This window comes from Streptococcus oralis (genome assembly GCF_006175905.1).
GTDB classification, from domain to species: Bacteria; Bacillota; Bacilli; order Lactobacillales; family Streptococcaceae; genus Streptococcus; species Streptococcus oralis_BG.
On record NZ_SSNB01000002.1, the window covers coordinates 93,798 to 108,502 of the forward strand.

The 14,705-nt window shown below is 38.4% G+C and carries 18 protein-coding genes; 5 read left to right on the forward strand and 13 right to left on the reverse strand.

Features of this window, described 5'->3' with window-relative positions; all coding sequences use genetic code 11:
- Positions 1–20: 20 nt before the first annotated feature.
- From E7Y33_RS04965 to E7Y33_RS04990, 6 genes are all read right to left on the reverse strand, one after another.
- Positions 21–497 carry a PTS sugar transporter subunit IIA gene (locus tag E7Y33_RS04965; protein WP_161976041.1) on the reverse strand — a complete coding sequence of 159 codons (477 nt, stop codon included), beginning with the start codon at positions 495–497 and terminating at the stop codon, positions 21–23.
- A 192-nt stretch (positions 498–689) separates the two neighbouring features.
- A complete protein-coding gene (locus E7Y33_RS04970; protein ID WP_139689821.1) occupies positions 690–1,379 on the reverse strand; it encodes a sugar phosphate nucleotidyltransferase in 690 nt (229 codons plus the stop codon).
- Between the two features lie 11 nt (positions 1,380–1,390).
- Positions 1,391–2,269 (reverse strand): DMT family transporter, encoded by an 879-nt coding sequence (locus tag E7Y33_RS04975; protein ID WP_139689822.1) that lies wholly within the window; start codon positions 2,267–2,269, stop codon positions 1,391–1,393.
- Position 2,270: 1 nt separating this feature from the next.
- Entirely contained in the window at positions 2,271–3,128 is an 858-nt protein-coding gene (locus E7Y33_RS04980; RefSeq protein ID WP_139689823.1) for a phosphotransferase family protein, read from the reverse strand.
- Positions 3,129–3,144: 16 nt separating this feature from the next.
- The gene (locus E7Y33_RS04985) at positions 3,145–4,167 is read right to left on the reverse strand and encodes a ribitol-5-phosphate dehydrogenase (protein WP_139689824.1); all 1,023 of its coding nucleotides are present in this window, start codon (positions 4,165–4,167) and stop codon (positions 3,145–3,147) included.
- 4 nt (positions 4,168–4,171) lie between these two features.
- Positions 4,172–4,879, reverse strand: a complete 708-nt coding sequence (locus tag E7Y33_RS04990) for an IspD/TarI family cytidylyltransferase (RefSeq protein ID WP_139689825.1) — start codon at positions 4,877–4,879, stop codon at positions 4,172–4,174.
- Between the two features lie 440 nt (positions 4,880–5,319).
- Between E7Y33_RS04990 and E7Y33_RS04995 the strand changes: the two genes are divergently transcribed.
- On the forward strand, positions 5,320–5,619 hold the full coding sequence (locus tag E7Y33_RS04995) for a YbaB/EbfC family nucleoid-associated protein (protein ID WP_000981515.1): 300 nt from the start codon (positions 5,320–5,322) through the stop codon (positions 5,617–5,619).
- A gap of 39 nt (positions 5,620–5,658) precedes the next feature.
- Here the strand turns inward: E7Y33_RS04995 and E7Y33_RS05000 are convergent, their stop codons facing one another.
- The 7 genes from E7Y33_RS05000 to glmU form a co-directional block, all read right to left on the reverse strand.
- Entirely contained in the window at positions 5,659–7,422 is a 1,764-nt protein-coding gene (locus tag E7Y33_RS05000; protein ID WP_049520800.1) for a glycerophosphoryl diester phosphodiesterase membrane domain-containing protein, read from the reverse strand.
- A gap of 8 nt (positions 7,423–7,430) precedes the next feature.
- Complete coding sequence (locus tag E7Y33_RS05005; RefSeq protein ID WP_049479419.1) at positions 7,431–8,021, reverse strand: 3'-5' exonuclease; 591 nt, start codon at positions 8,019–8,021, stop codon at positions 7,431–7,433.
- 81 nt (positions 8,022–8,102) lie between these two features.
- Positions 8,103–8,597, reverse strand: coding sequence for a chromosome segregation protein RocS (gene rocS, locus E7Y33_RS05010; RefSeq protein WP_000021252.1), 495 nt, complete (start codon positions 8,595–8,597; stop codon positions 8,103–8,105).
- Positions 8,598–8,673: 76 nt separating this feature from the next.
- On the reverse strand, positions 8,674–9,366 hold the full coding sequence (locus E7Y33_RS05015) for a 5'-methylthioadenosine/adenosylhomocysteine nucleosidase (RefSeq protein WP_139689826.1): 693 nt from the start codon (positions 9,364–9,366) through the stop codon (positions 8,674–8,676).
- Positions 9,367–9,381: 15 nt separating this feature from the next.
- Positions 9,382–9,693 carry a cell wall synthase accessory phosphoprotein MacP gene (gene macP / locus E7Y33_RS05020; protein ID WP_000517872.1) on the reverse strand — a complete coding sequence of 104 codons (312 nt, stop codon included), beginning with the start codon at positions 9,691–9,693 and terminating at the stop codon, positions 9,382–9,384.
- A gap of 11 nt (positions 9,694–9,704) precedes the next feature.
- A complete protein-coding gene (locus tag E7Y33_RS05025) occupies positions 9,705–10,250 on the reverse strand; it encodes an NUDIX hydrolase (RefSeq protein ID WP_000393797.1) in 546 nt (181 codons plus the stop codon).
- A gap of 9 nt (positions 10,251–10,259) precedes the next feature.
- Positions 10,260–11,639: a bifunctional UDP-N-acetylglucosamine diphosphorylase/glucosamine-1-phosphate N-acetyltransferase GlmU gene (gene glmU, locus E7Y33_RS05030; protein ID WP_139689827.1), complete on the reverse strand. Its 1,380-nt coding sequence runs from the start codon at positions 11,637–11,639 to the stop codon at positions 10,260–10,262.
- A gap of 155 nt (positions 11,640–11,794) precedes the next feature.
- Between glmU and E7Y33_RS05035 the strand changes: the two genes are divergently transcribed.
- The 4 genes from E7Y33_RS05035 (at position 11,795) to E7Y33_RS05050 (ending at position 14,649) form a co-directional block, all read left to right on the forward strand.
- Positions 11,795–12,595, forward strand: coding sequence for a glycoside hydrolase family 25 protein (locus E7Y33_RS05035; RefSeq protein ID WP_139689828.1), 801 nt, complete (start codon positions 11,795–11,797; stop codon positions 12,593–12,595).
- A 106-nt stretch (positions 12,596–12,701) separates the two neighbouring features.
- Positions 12,702–13,544: a DUF368 domain-containing protein gene (locus E7Y33_RS05040; protein ID WP_139689918.1), complete on the forward strand. Its 843-nt coding sequence runs from the start codon at positions 12,702–12,704 to the stop codon at positions 13,542–13,544.
- Positions 13,544–14,029 (forward strand): aminoacyl-tRNA deacylase, encoded by a 486-nt coding sequence (locus tag E7Y33_RS05045; RefSeq protein WP_044020855.1) that lies wholly within the window; start codon positions 13,544–13,546, stop codon positions 14,027–14,029. The genes E7Y33_RS05040 and E7Y33_RS05045 overlap by 1 nt, the downstream gene beginning before the upstream one ends.
- Complete coding sequence (locus E7Y33_RS05050; protein WP_139689829.1) at positions 14,026–14,649, forward strand: histidine phosphatase family protein; 624 nt, start codon at positions 14,026–14,028, stop codon at positions 14,647–14,649. The genes E7Y33_RS05045 and E7Y33_RS05050 overlap by 4 nt, the downstream gene beginning before the upstream one ends.
- Positions 14,650–14,705 lie beyond the last annotated feature (56 nt).

Below are 14,705 nucleotides of genomic sequence, written 5' to 3' on the forward strand. Positions count from 1 at the left end.
TAGTTATTTTAATGTACGATTTAAGCAGTTGCTTCAGAAATGTAAGTGTAGAGAGCTTCTGGTTCAGAAATTTTTGATAGGTCTTCAAGATGACCATTTCCTGTAAAGAAGTCCATCAACTGAGCAAGAATGTTGGTTTGACTCGAACTTGAATTGTTAATGATAAAGAAGAGTAAGGATACTGCTACTTCCTTATCAGGAGCAATCATATTGTGAAAAGTTACTGGTTTTTCTAGTCGAACAACCACCACTTTCTCAGCTAGATTATGAACAATATCTGTATGAGGAATCGCTACATTTGGCAAATCCTTTCCCAGAAATTCCATATCCAAGCCAGTCGGAAATGACTTTTCACGCGTGATCAAGGCTTCACGATAGGTTGGAGTTACGATTTTTCGTTCTTCCAACAGGGTTGCTACCTGATCAAAGAGTTGTTCTTGATTATCCGCTTCTAAGCAAAACACGAGGTCTTTGTCAAAGAAATGATCTAATCCCATAACATCTTCCCTTCTTTCAATTAACTTTTATGCTATAAGTATAACACTATATGAAATCGTTGTCAATGATTTTTGTTTTATTTTGTTCATTTTTTTATAAATTTTGTTTTATTTAATAAATACAATCAATATCAAACATCACTTGATTTCAACTACAAAAAAAGAAGGCTGAGCCTTCTAATTTTGGATTGGTTATTTAATAGAAGATAAAATCTCTTCTAGTTTTTGATAGTCTTTGACACTATCGATTTCGTAGATGCTGTTGCCTTCTAACTCTTCAACATAAACATCTAATTCTTTGATGTTGTCCTTAACCATATTGTCCCAGTAGAGATCAACAAATTCTCCACTTTCATAAGCTTTGTCAATAAAGTCAACAATCTTCTCTGCAGTTGGAGCATCCCAGAATGATACACCACTCAAAATACGGCCTGCCTTACTGTCAACAATGATGTCTTGAACCTTATAGTCATCACCATAAACTAGGAACCATTCATTTGTACAGTCTTCACGATAAACACTGAAATAAGTAGAACGTTCTAGATCGTTTCTAAACATATTTTTGAAGAGATAGTTATCCGCATCAATGACATAGCTGTTAGCTAAGTCTTCTTTAACAAGATAAAGTGAGTAGAAATTGTTGTAATCTGCATACTTGTCATTAAAGACTAAACGAACCCCATATTTTTCTTTTAGGTAATCGAATTGTTCTTTGAGGTAACCAACAACGATGATAATCTCATCAATTCCTCTCTCTTTCAGAAACTCGATTTGGTATTCTACCAAAGGTTTTTGATTGACCTTAACCAAGGCTTTAGGGGTATTTTCAGTCATAGGGCGCAGACGAGTTCCTAATCCCGCTGCCAAGATAATTGCTTTCACGCTATTCTCCTTTATTCTTTAATAATAATATAAACACCAGCCATAACAATAAGTGAAGTGATAATTGTCAGCATATCTAGCGGTGTACCTAAGAAAACAGCTGCAAATAAAACAGTCCATACGACATAGCTTACGTTCAATCCAGTTGCTTTTGCAGGTTGTAAACGGTTGATAGCAATGTAGTAGGCTAAGTATGAAATCATATTACATGCTGCAAAGACTAACATCAAACCGAGCAATTGCCCATCTGCTACTTCCGCAAATGAATGATGAGAAAAGAGGACAATGACAAGGTATGACAAGAATGAGGTTACTTGGCGGATTAATAGTGCTTCAATTTCACTCAAGTCACTTTCCATGGCGTAGGAACTAAGAACACTTTCACTACCCCATGCGATGGCACAAACTAATGCACAAAGAATTCCAATGTAAAACGAGTTTACTTGTTCAACCTTGTAGGTTTGAGCAATGATAGCTGCAATAATCAAGAAAACACCGAATACTGTATTCTTTGAAACCTTGTGTTTCAAAATGAAGAAAGCTAGCAAAACTGAAACTGCTGGGTAAATAGCTGATACAGATGAAGCTAGTGAACTACCGATATACTTAACTGCATAAAGATTGGCCTGCATTCCTATAGGTCCAGCTAGCAAGGCTCCGACAATAACACTGACATTTCGAATATTTAGAAAGATTGATAAGCGAACTTTCCCTTCTCTAATCAAGAGAAAAGCTAATAAAATAAAGATACTCAAAAAGTCATGTGCCGCTGCCACCACAAAAGGCGAAAGATTGGTAAAAATTGAAAAGATATAAGCACTGATTGTCAGACCGAGCCCCCAGAAGATACCTGAGAGCAGGCCGAAAGAAACACCATTTTTATTCTTCATCCTAACCTCCATAATAAGTCAAACCGTCAACAGCTCTTTGGTAACGACGCACACCATAATCTCCAAAGTCAGCACCTTGAGCTTCTTTGTACACTGTCCACAAACTCCAGATGGTATCTTGTAAAATTTTATAGATTCGAATCTTTTCACGAGATACTGGAGTTTTATCACTTCCATAGTAGGAAAGGAAATCATCTTCCTCTTGCTTTGTAAATTCAGACTCTAAGAAAAGAGCTGCCAAATCCCACATCGGATCATTCATAGAAGAGTATTCCCAGTCAATCAAATACAAACGACCTTGAGGTGACTCGATAAAGTTTTCTGGAACCAAATCGATATGACAAGACTTTCTGTCAACACCCAAATCAGCCAATCTTTTCTCTAGTGAGAATACTTCTTTTCTCACAGCTTCATAATTGGTGTATGGGATATTTCCCTCAATCAAGGCTTCGTATTTTTTGATTTCTTCAAAAGGTGCAAATTCCCCTCTTAGTTCTTTACCTGATGCATGAATGGTCTGTAGCATTGGGGCAATCTTTTCAAACTTGGTCTTAATCGAAGTGGAATCAAGCGTTGTTGCAGAATCAATGTACTCATTTACCTTGATTCCTGACTCAATATCAAAAAGATAATTCTTGACATCAAGATTCAAATCTTTCAACAATTCAAGATTGTATTTTTCATCTTGACGATTGATGAGCTTTTCGGTCCCTTTTCCGAAAAATTTAACGATATACTGCTTATTGGTTGTCTTGACCAAATAGTTTTGGTTGGTCATGCCTCCCAGTTGTTCAACACTGAGTACTTCTTCTTCATCAGATAGTAAAGAAGAAATTTTTTCTTTAATGATTTTCTCCACGATTAGCCTCCATCTCTTACACTTCCCACTTAAACACTGTTTTGAAAGCAGTATTTAGGTCTGTAGCAAAGACACGATGAATGTCCTTGATTTCTCTCACTGGTTCTTCGACATAAAGGATATTTTTCAGACGATTTGCAAACTTTTTAACTTCCATCATCTGTATTGCATTTTCAAAATCAATTCGTCCTGATCGAGACGATCCCACTAATAACAATCCTTTTTCCAAAGCATCTCGTGTATTGATATTAACCTTGTATTCACTCACTCCCATCATGAGAATCGTTCCCTGAGGTCGAATGTAACGAATCAAGTCATTGATAGCTGGTCCCGTGCCATCACCACCGCAACACTCAAATCCATGATCAAAGGTCAAATCTTCTGGAATATTATCAGTAATGTAGCACTCTTTTGCAAAAGAGAAGAGCTCTAGTTTTTCCCAATGCCGACCAATCACGATAATCTCAGCTTCTGGTAGAGTGTAATTGATAATATTAGCAACCACAAAGGCCAAACTACCATCTCCGATAACAGCAATACGCTCCCGCTTGCTGTGGGCAAGATTTAAGAAACGATTCATAGCATGCATACCCACACTCACAAACTCGGTAATGGCAGCAACTGTATCCTCAATGTCATTATAAGACACAACACGATCTTTTGGAAGAGAGACAAATTCTCTCATAAAGCCATCATAACCACTAGATAGGAAGTAGGTTCCTGTCATGTAGTTCTCGTAGAACTCCTTGTCACTCTGCATAGGCGGTTGATTTGGAATCATAACTACCTTTTGACCCACTTCATAAGTACCAGTTGGATCTGAGATAACAGTTCCACAAGACTCGTGAATCATAGCCATAGGAAGCTTTTTAGCCAATATCTTTGGATCACGTTTTCCTTGATAGTAACGTTGATCCGCATGACAAACCGCCATATAATTTGGACGAATCAGGATATGATTTTCCTGATCAATGTCCTCTTCTTGGTATTTTACATTGATAAACTTTGGTTTTGTCAGTTGATAAATTTGATTAATCATATCCTTAGTCTTTCTCAATCATGCTTTTCGCGATTTTCAAGTCTGTCACAGTCGTGATTTTAAGGTTTGAATATTCCCCTTTAGCTAGAGCAACATCCTTCCCTTTGATAACAAAAATCTTACATGCATCCGTTAGGATTTCCTTTTCTTTATCAGATAGGGATCCATACAAGTCCATGAAATCCTTGCATCGGAAGGTTTGAGGTGTTTGACCTTGATAGAGGTGAACACGATTTGGAATATCCGTGATAAACTGACCATTGGTACTTTCAACAATGGTATCAACCGCTTCTACTACTGTGTCAACCGCATCATGATTTTGGGCGAGTTTGATATTGTCCTGAATCATGCGAAGTGTGATAAAGGGGCGAACAGAGTCGTGGGTAATCACAATATCTTCTGGAGTGATTGGACGATAGGCATCAATGGCTTCTATAATCTTCTCGATACTGGTATTGCGATCAGCACCCCCCTTGGTGATGATGATGCGATCCTTGTGGAGAGAAAGATACTTTTCAACTAAGTCCTCAGCATGAGAGACCCAATCTCCATGAACTCCAACCACAATTTTTTCAATACTTGGTTCTAAAACGAATTTTTCAATTGTGTGAATCAAAATAGGACGATCACCTAGCTCCAAGAATTGTTTTGGTAAATTACTGATTCCCATGCGTGTGCCAGTTCCTCCGGCTAGGATTCCTGCATAGATCATTTATATTCTCCTTTAGTTTATTCTAAAAAACTCATTACTATCTATTATATCACAATCTGCCTCCATCATGAAGAAAAGACAGAGTGTCATTTAGTCTAATCAACACACTATTTAAGATAAAAAGTGAACAATGTGTTGCTAAATCCGGAAAGACCATAACAAATTAAGAAATAAAATTAGGTTATCCTCTATATTCTCCTATCAACGTTCGGTTAATATAGAGTTCTTTAGAATATAATAGAAACCTTAAAGAAAACTTAAATGAAATTATTTGTTTAGCAAAGAATACTAGGTGTACATAGTAAATTTCTTAAAAGTTTTTTGAGAGACTCATTATAAAAGTTCATATATCTCATGAATTAAACAAATAATAGACTTTTGAACCTAAAATTGATAAAATAAAAAAGAAAAAAATAGAAAAAAGGAAACTGTAAACCGCCATGATGAACATGCAAAACATGATGCGCCAAGCACAAAAACTTCAAAAACAAATGGAACAAAGCCAAGCAGAACTCGCTGCCATGGAGTTTGTTGGAAAATCAGCTCAGGACCTTGTCCAAGCAACTTTGACTGGAGACAAAAAAGTTGTCAGCATTGACTTCAACCCAGCAGTTGTAGATCCAGAAGATCTCGAAACACTTTCAGATATGACTGCGCAAGCAATTAATGCTGCTCTTGAACAAATTGATGAAACGACTAAGAAGAAACTAGGAGCTTTCGCTGGAAAATTGCCTTTCTAATCCACAAAAAAAGAGAAACATCTGTTTCTCTTTTTTTTCTTAGAAATCAAAGAATTCCATTGCTTTCTTTAAGAGTAATTCCGTATATTCCGGATCGTCTTGAGTCATTGTGACTTGTGACTGGACCATTTCAAGATCATCAGTAATCATGCCATCTGCGCCGAGGCGAACGGCTTTATCAAATGCCTCCGAACCATTTACGGTCCAAACATAGAGTCTCTGATCAGTTGTCCAGAGTTTATTGACAAAGTATTCATCCAAAGTCGAGTACTCCATAGTGTAACCCGTTGCCTTGGTTCTTGGGAAGATACTGTTATAGGGAAGAATAAAGTAAACTGGAATTTCAGAATCATAAGTCAACACTTTATCAATCACATGGTAGTCTAGTGATTGCATCTGATGTCCATTTTTCTTGATAGTCGCCCCATACTTTTCAAGGAAATGGTCCATCATTTGCGGACTATCTTTTTTACTGGTTTTAATCTCAATCAGCAATTTTTGGTTTAAAGCATTTGCACGCTCTAAATAGGCATCAAAGCTTGAAATCTTTGTTTGATAACCATTCTCGTAAATATCTGTATTTGTTAATTCATCCAGAGTCAAATCTTGCGGTGTAGCATTAATACCTGTTAAATTTTTGAGGTTAGCATCGTGCATCATCACGAACTGACCGTCTTTCGTTTCCTGCACATCCATTTCGATGAGATCTGGTTTTAGTTGAGCTGTTTTTTCTAAAGACTGCACAGTATTTTGAACACCGTTTTTATTACTTACTCCTCTGTGCGAAATCACTAAAGGTGTATTGGTATCCGGAGATTCCAGATAAACGTAGCCTTCTATGGCAAAAATGATACTTGCACACCCCATGACACCCCATCTCATCAGATGATCTTTCTTTCGCCTTGGCATAATCTCTAGCTCTTCTCCTGTCAGGAAGGAAACAAACTTCACTAGGAAATAAGTCAGGGTCATGTAATGGAAATTTTTAATCAAGACAAAATTAATCACTCCGAGAATCAAGGATTCTTTTTGAGTTAGATTATCCATCACTGCTTGCGCAAAAAGCAAGGGAATTAACAGACCAAAGAAGAAAAGATAGGTTTTAATGATAATGAGTAAAAGATGCCAAGAGAAGAAAAGAACGTTTTTTTTCGTCTTTTGGAGACTATATTTCACACTTTCTCTTACGGTCTTTCTTTCAAAGAGAATCTTAGGCAGGGCAAACATAAATCGGACTGAAATATAGAGTAAGATCCAAGCGGATGCTATGATCATCAGACCTACCAGCCAATGCTTACCTTCCCAATAATTCACAATAAAATCAGGGATAATAATTTTGTTGAGGTAATAGATTTTTAAAATCTTACGGATGAACGGGAAAAGCATAGCAATGTAAAAAAAGACAAAGGCCATCTTACAAAAGCTCAATCGCTTAACAAATAAAAAGCTCTGGTGAAATACTTTTCTACTGTACTCAATTAAGGTTCTCTTTTCATGATAGAGAAGGTGACGAGCCCCGATAAACAAAAGACAAATCTGGAAATAGGCAACCAGGAGATTGATTGCAATTAAGATGAGAAAGGCTAAACTGATAAAAGGCGAGCCTTGTATAATCGCCCAAAAGTTATTGTAGGAGATAAACAAATAGCCGGTTTGTCTCAGAAGGATGCCAGCAATCCATGAATTTAATGGTAGCCAGACAAACTCAACCATCATAAATATCAAGAAAAATAGAAATAAAATCTTATCTAGGTTATAGTATATCTTCCTAAAACCTAGCTTTTTAGGTTTTTCAGGTTTCATAAGCACTCCTAGTCTAAAAATTGGGATAAATCTAAGCCACCGAAAGGATTCATCGAAAAACTACTCTGGTCTTCTATTAATAGCTTTCCTTCATCTGATTCCAAAAAAGCTTCGTAAACACGCGCCGTCATGCGGGCATCCTCTAAACTGTTATGAGACTTCCCGTGAAAGCCTAAAAAATTCGCTACAGTTTGCAATTTAAGATTGGCTATTCCGTGTAGATCAGAACTACGGCGTTCAAAAGCCTCCTCATATAGATCAACCTTATACTGGTCACGATAATCAATACCATGATCCAAGAGAATAGGCAAATCACTCTTAGCTGCATTGTAACCAACGATAGGTATGTCGCCAACGAATGCTTGAAAGTCCTTTAAAACTTGTTCTACTTTTGGCGCATCTTTCAAGGTTTCAGCTGTGATTCCAGTCAAACCATTGATAAAACTCTTCAATGGTGCTGTAGTATAAACATAAGAATCAAAAGCAGCACTTTCTTGTCCATCTTGAAAGCGGACTGCTGATACTTGAATTAAATGGGTAACCCCCTCGTGTTGATTGAATTCCAAATCAAAGGCGATATAATCTCTTAATTTTTCCATTATTTACCTCAATTACTACCCAAACTAAACTATAAATAATAAAAGAAGCCATTAGGTTAGTGAGTAACCCAAACAGCTTCTTTATTTTCCTCCAAAAAGGCGAGCAAAAAAGCCTTTTTTGGTTGCTTGGACTTCTTCTTTTGCTTGGTCCAACTCGAGTTTCAAGGTTTCTTGATCTTTCATCGCTTGAAGAGTTAACTGTTGCTGTTGGTCCAACTGTTTGTCCTTTTCAGCAATCTGGCGGTCTTTGATACGCATCTGTTCATCTTTTTCTGATAACTGGCGGTCTTTTGCCTTGAGCTGCTCGTACAAACGAAGAATTTCAGCATTTTTCTCATCAACCAAGATTTCCATCAGTTCACGTTGTTTGACATCATCACTGACAGGCTCATCTTCAAAAATTGTTTTTTTATAGATTTCTTCTAGCTTGATCAAGCCACTTCGAGTAACTACAGTTACACCTTTGTCATTTTTTTTCGTGTCCTCTTCTGGAAGTTCTTTGACACGATTGTTGATTGCTTGACGAGATAGTCCTAAGACCTCTGCAATCTCACTGACGGTCATTTCAATACTCATAATATCCTCTGAAACGTTTTCTAGCTTTTCTTTATTTAAATCTTATCATAAGCTAGATAAACTGTCAAATTTCCGCTTAATCTAAGGCCTTTAAAAAGGCTAGTAAGACTTGGGCAGAACGACGTCCAGCTTCGATAATAAACTCATCAAAAGAGATAGAGGCTTCGTGATTGGCATTGTCACTCATAGCACGAATGACTAGGAAAGGTAGGCTAAGAGCCTGAGCCGCTTGAGCAATGGCTGCCCCTTCCATTTCAACTGCTAAAACATCAGGGAAGTGGGATTTGATACTAGCAATCTTATCATCCCCAGCTATAAAGCTATCTCCTGTAGCAATCAAGCCTAGGTGCCAGTTTTGGTCCAACAGAGATAGACTCTCTTGGATTTTGGCTACAAAGGTTTTGTCTGATTCAAAATAAAGCGGTTGTTGCGCCATTTGGCCATAAGCATAACCAAAAGCAGTCACATCCACATCATGGTAAGCCAGTCTATCTGCAATCACGACATCACCAACAGCAATCCCTTCAGCAAGAGCACCTGCTGATCCTGTATTGATGATAGCTTCTACCTGAAAATAGTCAGCTAGAATAGCTACACTCATAGCCGACATGACCTTCCCAATCCCACTCTGAACTAGAACGACTTCTGTATTGCCAACAGTGCCAGTATAGTAGGTATTTCCCAAGACTTGGACTTCTTGAGGTTTATCCAAATTCTGAGTCAAATATAGGAGTTCTTCTGGCATGGCAGCAATGATTCCAATTTTCATTTCAAGTCCTTTCAATTACAAGAGTTTCATCGCTAAAATTAACAAAATCAAGAGTAAGATGACCGCAAACAAGATGCGATTGAGTTTCGAATTAAAAACATTTCTCTTAGTATTCTCAATGCGGCGACTCTTATGAATCGTTGGTTCTACTTCGATTGTAAGTGTATCTTGACTAAAACCGTGGTCTCTAGAGCGTGAATAACCAAAATGTTGTGAAGACGTTGGTAGGATCTTTGTTTCCTCATCATCTTGAAGAGGTGGTCCTGAGATTTTCTCACCACGATTGGCACGTTCAATCATTTCGTCTGTTAATAAAGGTTTTCCCATGGGTTTCTCCTCTATTTCTTTTGTAGTTCCCAGTACTGGATTGCCATAATGGTCTTGGCATCACAGATATGACCTGACTGGATTAGGTTTTTGGCCTCCTCTAGGCTTACTTCTAAAACTTCCAAAGTTTCATCATCATCTTGTGGGCGAGGATTTTCCACCTTGACCAAATCACTAGCGAGGTAGAGTTTTAGTTTTTCATTACAAAATCCAATCGCAGAATAGAAATCGTACAACAGTTCTAACTTACCAGTGTATGCAACTTCTTCTTCCAATTCACGAAGGGCCGCCGCCATTGGATCAGCATTTTCACCAAGTTCAAGTTTACCAGCAGGAATCTCATAAGAAACAGCCTCGATGGCCTTCCGATATTGCTTAACAAGGACAATTTTATCCTCAGCTGTCACAGCTAGAACACAAACAGCTCCATTGTGAAAAATCAAGTCACGTTGGGCAGTACCCTTTCCTTCTGGCAGTTCAACCTGATCTTGCACTAGTTTAAAGATAGGACCTTGATAGATTTCCTTCCGACTAATCGTTTTTTCTTCAAATTCCATGACAAACTCCTACTGGTTCTTGGGATGATGAGGGAGGCGAGTCGCATATTCATCTTTGTTGACCTGACGTCCACGGCCGATAGCAATGGCATCAGCAGGAACATTCTTGGTAATGGTTGAACCCGCTCCAACCAGAGAATTATCCCCAAGTTCTACAGGAGCAATAATAGTTGAGTTTGAGCCAACAAAGACATTATTGCCAATGACAGTTTTGTATTTATTTTTGCCATCGTAGTTTACTGTAATAGTTCCTGCACCAAAATTAACGTTGCTGCCCACTTCGCAGTTTCCGATATAGGTCAAATGACCCGCCTTGGTTTTTTCACCGATTGAAGATCCTTTTACTTCAACAAAGTTTCCAATGTGAACTTGAGAAGCAAGACTTGAACCTGGACGGATATGGGCATAAGGACCGACTGTCACACTATCCGCAACTCTACTTTCCTCAATCATAGAGTTGGTAATCACGGCTCCAGCTCCAACGGTACTATCTACGACATAAGTTCCATTTGTTAAAATAGTCTCCGCACCAATCTTCGTTCGACCTTTCAAGGTAACGTTGGCTTCGATTTGGACTTCGGGAGCAATCTCAACATCAATGTCGATGTAAGTTGCTTCCGGATTAACAAAGCTAACACCATTAACCATATGCTTTTGGTTGATACGGCGGCGCATCACTGCTTCCGCAGTCGCAAGAGCTACACGGTCATTTACCCCAAGACTTTCATCAAAATCCTTGAGAGTATAGGCCCCAACCTTCTCACCCGCATTACGGAAAATACCAATCACGTCAGTAATATAGTATTCACCTTGGGCATTGTTAGTGTTGATATTTTTAAGGGCTTCAAAAAGACGTTGGTTATCAAAAACGTAAGTTCCTGTATTGATTTCCTTGATTTGTTTTTCAAAATCTGACGCATCTTTTTGCTCAACAATTCGAAGAACTTCTGCGTTATCATTGCGGACAATTCGACCGTATCCAAAAGGATTTGCCGCTTCAGCTGTCAGGATAGTTGCAACATTTTTGTGATTGATATGGAAATCCAAGAGATTTTTCAGACTTTCACCCGTAATCAGAGGTGTATCACCAGCGATAACCAAGGTATGACCAGTCAGACCTTCTAAGATTGGCTCTGCCATCATGACAGCATGCCCAGTTCCTAGTTGTTCTGATTGGGTAACAAAGTCTGTCTGACCGGCTAATACTTGCTCAACTAGCTCTGCCTTGTGACCAACTACAGTAACTGTTTTTTCAGGTTGAATAGCACCAACACTACGAAAAACATGTTCCAACATCGAAATTCCAGCTACTTTATGAAGTACCTTTGGAAGATCTGATTTCATGCGAGTACCTTTACCCGCTGCTAAAATAATGGCATAATTTGACATAATCTTCTCTTTTCTCTAGAAATTCACTTATATTATACCATAATTTAGTTTCTAGGGAGTAAACAAACAAGGAAATAGGGATAAGAGACTGTTATATTCACTTTTTACGATGTTTTCTTTGATTTTTTTATTTATTTACGTTAAACTAATTAAATATGAGAAAAAAGATTCATCCAGCTATTATTTTTACTTTATTTACTATATTTATAGCTATTTTGATCCTCAATAGACCAACTTATGAAGACCATGCCGTCAAGTCAAAGCCAAATGCTGTCCAGGTTGAAAATCAGGCCTTGCATAATCTTGACAAACCTATTATTGATGTCTCTGGTTGGCAAAGACCTGAGGAGATTAACTACGATACCTTGTCTCAAAATATTTCAGGTGTTATTGTTCGCGTCCACAATGGGGCTCAACATACTGAAACTAATGATGCGGCTTATGCCAATGGTGTCGATAAAGCCTATAAAAGTTATATTACAGAATTTCAAAAGCGTAATGTCCCAGTTGGAGTCTATGCCTATCTAGCTAGTCCCAGCAAGGAGGAAATGGAAAAAGCCGCTGAAGTTTTCTATAATGCTGCTTCTCCTTACAACCCTAGTTACTATTGGTTGGACGTAGAAGAAAAAACAATGTCTGATATGAACGAGGGGGTTGAAGCCTTTCGTGCTAAACTGGAATCTTTAGGTGCTAAAAACATCGGCATCTATATTGGAGTTTACTTCATGCAAGAACACAGTATCAATACAGATAAGTTCACTGCTGTCTGGATTCCATCCTATGGAACAGATTCTGGTTACTTTGAAACCACGCCTAATACTGATTTAGATTATGACCTCCATCAATACACTTCTAAAGGGAGAATTGCTGGATTTGAGCATCATTTGGATATTAACCTCATCTCTACCTTGAAGGAAAAAGAAGAAACCTTCAGAAAACTATTTTTAAGACCATAAAACAAGTGAAAATTGCTCTCTTTTTCACTTGTTTTTTCATTTTCTTCTCGTCTGTGTTATAATTGATAGAATAGAGAAAGAATTTTATGAAATTGAGGATTTTATGATGTTTTCATGGATTGCAAGAGTTATTAAGGGAATAGTCATCGCCTTAGGATTTATCCTACCTGGAATTTCAGGTGGTGTTTTAGCAGCTATTTTGGGGATCTACGAGCGAATGATTAGCTTTCTGGCTCATCCCTTTAAGGATTTTAAAGAGAATGTCCTATACTTTATCCCAGTAGCAATCGGGATGTTGCTAGGCATTGGTTTGTTTTCTTATCCAATCGAGTATCTGCTAGAAAATTACCAGGTCTATGTTTTATGGAGTTTTGCTGGAGCTATCATCGGTACGGTTCCTAGCCTCCTTAAAGAATCTACTCGAGAATCTGATCGTGATAAGATCGACCTAGTCTGGTTCTGGGCCACCTTTATCCTTTCGGGTGTCGGGCTATACGCACTAAATTTTATTGTTGGGTCTCTTAGTGCCAGTTTCGCTAGTTTCATCTTAGCGGGTGCTCTTTTAGCTCTAGGTGTCTTGGTGCCTGGTTTAAGTCCGTCAAATCTACTCTTGATTTTAGGACTGTACGCTCCAATGCTAACTGGTTTTAAGACCTTTGATTTATTCGGAACCTTCCTTCCTATCGGAATTGGTGCAGGAGCAACCCTCGTTATCTTTTCAAAATTGATGGACCATGCCTTGAACAACTATCACTCGCGTGTGTATCACTTTATCATTGGAATTGTACTGTCGAGCACTCTCTTAATTTTGATTCCAAATGCTGGGAATGCTGAAAGTATCCAGTACACTGGACTTTCCGTTGTGAGCTATGTTCTCGTTGCCTTCTTCTTTGCACTTGGTATCTGGCTTGGTATCTGGATGAGTCAATTGGAGGATAAGTATAAATAATGGCAAAAAAAGTCAAGATTAAAAAAACCTTGGTCGAACAAATCTTGACCAAGGCAGGTATTGAGCATACAGGTATTCAAATCAATGCGCTTGAAGGAGAACTTCCTCCTGAATACGACAGAAGCCAAATCTTTAAAACATTGGCACTATTAGGGGACAAAACAGTTCCAATCATCGGAATCGTTCCCATAACAGAACACCTCGCTGAGAAAAAATTAGCAAAGGTTTCTGGCAATAAAAAAGTGAGCATGATTCCACAAAAAGACTTAGAAAAAACGACAGGTTATATTCACGGCGCTAATAACCCCGTCGGCATTCGCCAAAAACACAACTATCCTATTTTTATTGATCAAAAAGCCTTGGATTTGGAGCAAATGATTGTCTCTGCTGGGGAAGTCGGACATAGCATCATCATACGCCCTCAAGACTTGGCCAGCTTTGTAAAAGCGGATTTTGCTGATATCTTGGAGGAAAGTAAGTCATGAAACTCTATTTTGTTCGCCATGGGCGCACCCTCTGGAATCTTGAAGGACGTTTTCAAGGCGCTGGTGGTGACTCGCCCCTTCTTCCGGAATCCATTGACATCCTAAAACAACTGGGGCAGTATCTTAAGGAAATTCCTTTTGATACGATTTATTCTAGTGATTTACCCAGAGCAGTTAAGTCTGCTGAAATTATCCAAAGTCAACTCCAGGTCCCTTGTCCTCTAAAAAGCATTCCTGACCTACGTGAATGGCATCTTGGAAAACTTGAAGGTTTAAAAATCGCAACGCTCAATGCTATCTACCCGCAACAAATCAAGGCCTTTCGCTCCAATCTGGCTCAGTTTGATACGAGGATGTTTGAAGCAGAATCCCTTTACAGTACTACCAAGCGCACCATTCAGTTTATCAAATCTCTGAAAGAAAGTCCGGCTGAAAGAATTTTGATTGTCGGGCATGGGGCAAATCTCACTGCTAGCCTGCGTACACTTTTAGGCTATAAAGAAGCTCACCTCCGCAAAGATGGAGGCTTGGCCAATGCTAGTCTGACAGTTTTAGAAACCGATGATTTTGAATCCTTTACTCTCGAAAGATGGAATGACACTTCTTATCAAAGAAAATAATGGAACTTGATCCCAGCGGTCAAGTTCTTTTTAGTTTTCAAAGAATATCCGTGAAT